A 2,572-nucleotide genomic window follows, 5' to 3' on the forward strand; every position below is an offset into this window, starting at 1 on the left:
GACTGACTGTCCGGCTTCGATCGGAACGGCTGTCCGCTTTCCTTCGGACTGGGTGTCCGGTTTCACTGGAATACGCAGTCCGGCGACCGCGGCTTCGGCACCGGCGCCGATGGCGGCGGCACCTACGGAGGCTCCGGCTACTATAGCGCCAAGGTTGGCGGTCTCTGGGATGCCATGCTCGGCGAGGGTCGCAACTGGTGGAACTTCGCCAGCTCGGACTACCACAACCACTGGAGCACCAACGGCAGCGATTTCTGGCCAGGCGAGTACCAGAAGAACTACATCTACGTCGATACCTCGAATCGAGATCGTCTGGAGGCAATCTTCGCCGGTGTCCGCTCGGGTGCCTCCTGGCACGTCGAGGGTGACCTGATCGACAAGCTCGAGTTCACCGTCCAGGGCCGGGGTCCGGGCAAGGCCATGATGGGCCAGACCCTTCGGGTGAAGCGGGGCGAGCGGGTCAAGGTCAAGATCAGGGTCCATGACCCTGTGGGCACCAATCACTGCCCGCTCGACATGGACAATCCGTCGCTGGAGCAGATCGGGCGTCAAGTGCCGCTCAATAGGCCGGTACTCGATCACATCGACCTCATCGCCGGCGACGTCACCGGCTACGTCGAGCCGCCGGAAAACTTTGAGTCTTGCCCCGATGCCGACACCCGTGAACTGGATACGGATATCGATTACTGCAAGGAGACCAACGAATCAACCCACGTGGCAGCGACCTTCGAGCGCTTTTCTGGTCCCTTCAATCGCTCCGCTTGGGCCAAGAGGCATGGTTACCTGACCTATGTTTACAGCTTCCGTGTGGAGCAAGACATGTACCTGCGACTGCGCGGCACCAATCTGCCGGCCAACGTGCCGAAGGAAACGGATGCGGAGGGCAATCCGCTCGCCGATAGCCAGGCCAGCGCGGCGATCTATGACGCGCTGCCGGACCTGACGAATTACTTGCTGCCGGGCCAGACACCAGAATCGACCAGCAAGCTTGATGAAGTGGCCGAGGCCTATGCCGACCTCTGGTTCTACTCGAACCCCATCTTCATCGACGTCATCAACGATTAGCCAGCGCGCGACCTCGTCCGGGGTCGCCATCTGGGGGTGCTCCGAGCCTCGCGGCCTGGAGCACCCTTGCCTGTTTTATGGTTATCAACACGAAGACGACAGGTTCGCACCCTCCTCGCCGGTTAGCAGCGGTCCTCGTCCATCTTGTTACGCTGGTCTCCGGTTTTGCCGGCCTCGGTTAGGAGATGGTCTGGATCCGAAGCCTCTCCGTGATGCTCGGCCGCGAGGTCCTCTCGGTGCTCGCGGTCCTGTCGGCCTTCTTCGCCGGGATGGCGCTCGGCGCTTGGGGGCCTGCATCGGCCTCTGCGCCGAACCCGGCATGCGGCGCTTTGCTATGCCGCGCTCGAGGCGATCATCGGCCTCTGGGCTAGTTTGCGTGCCGGATGGGCAAGATTCGGGGCCTTTATTCCTTCGAGTTATAAATTCATGCGCACATAGTCTTTTTCTGCTCGGGCTGCGGCGGCTATGGTCTAGGCACGCGATCCGGGAGCAGTCGATCCGGTCGTCGAGAAGCTACATAGACACCAAGAGAGTGAGCGCTGCCATGCCAAGGTCTAACATCCTCGAATTTCCTCAGTACTCCACCCTCATCGTCCCTGGCTACCAGGGCAGCGGACCCGGCCACTGGCAGACGTGGCTCGAGCGCGAGCTGTCGGATGCGCGCCGGGTTTCCGGCATCGATTGGAGCACGCCGAGCCTGGAGCGCTGGTCGGACGCGATCCAGGTCGCCGTTCGCTATGCGACTGGCCCGGTTTGGCTCGTTGCCCATAGTTTCGGCTGCTTGGCGGCCGTGACCGCGGCGAGCCGAACGCCGTCGCGCATCGCGGGTGCTCTGCTGGTCGCGCCTGGCGACCCCGACCGCTTCTCGCCTGACGGCTTGCGGGAGGAGACGGGCGGAGCCTCGGTAGCAGCGCAGCTGCCGCAGGATTTGCTTGCCTTCCCCAGCCTGGTGGTCGCTAGTGCGAACGATCCCTGGATGAAGCCGGCGAGGGTCGCCTATTGGGCGGATCGCTGGGGCAGTGCCGTCGCTCAGGTTGGCAAGGCCGGGCACATCAACGAAGCTTCTGGCTTTGGGCCTTGGCCCGAGGGGCTGGCGCTGCTGCGTGCCTTCAAGGCCGCTCAGGGGAAGGGTCTGGCCGCGCCGACCCAGCTTGCGAGCGGTTCCGATTCGGATCACCTCCAGCGGGCAGACGTGGGCGTCATCCACCGTCGCCTGGCCGTCGGGGAATGAGTGCGCTGGGCTGACGGCCCGGATGACGTTTTGAGGTCTATCCAATGCCTAAGTGGTTTTCGACGCTGGCTTTATCCCCGAGGTCTTGGATCTCTCGCTGATCGACGCCGTCGCCGGCGTCGATCAGCGGACTGACCAATCGGTTGAGTCGGCAACCGCGCATCCTTGAGCCGAAGCGACGTGGGAGCGGCGCCCCCCCCCCCGAACCCCCCCCGCCCCGCGGGGGGCCCCCCCCCCCCCGGGGGGGGGGGGGGGGTGCGCGGGGGGGGGGGGGCG

2 protein-coding genes are annotated in these 2,572 nt (G+C 64.5%); both read left to right on the forward strand.

Features of this window, described 5'->3' with window-relative positions:
• Positions 1-174 precede the first annotated feature (174 nt).
• Positions 175-1,065 carry a hypothetical protein gene (locus G3480_RS26065; RefSeq protein ID WP_164657115.1) on the forward strand — a complete coding sequence of 297 codons (891 nt, stop codon included), beginning with the start codon at positions 175-177 and terminating at the stop codon, positions 1,063-1,065.
• A 544-nt stretch (positions 1,066-1,609) separates the two neighbouring features.
• Positions 1,610-2,296: an RBBP9/YdeN family alpha/beta hydrolase gene (locus G3480_RS26070; RefSeq protein ID WP_164657116.1), complete on the forward strand. Its 687-nt coding sequence runs from the start codon at positions 1,610-1,612 to the stop codon at positions 2,294-2,296.
• The last annotated feature ends 276 nt before the right edge of the window (positions 2,297-2,572 follow it).

Source organism: Thiorhodococcus mannitoliphagus (genome assembly GCF_010915725.1).
GTDB lineage: Bacteria > Pseudomonadota > Gammaproteobacteria > Chromatiales > Chromatiaceae > Thiorhodococcus > Thiorhodococcus mannitoliphagus.

What these genes read in the sequence shown, in the direction of transcription:
- G3480_RS26065 (WP_164657115.1), top strand. Translation starts at nt 175, where the DNA reads ATGCTCGGCGAGGGTCGCAACTGGTGGAACTTCGCCAGCTCGGACTAC.
- G3480_RS26070 (WP_164657116.1), top strand. Translation starts at nt 1,610, where the DNA reads ATGCCAAGGTCTAACATCCTCGAATTTCCTCAGTACTCCACCCTCATC.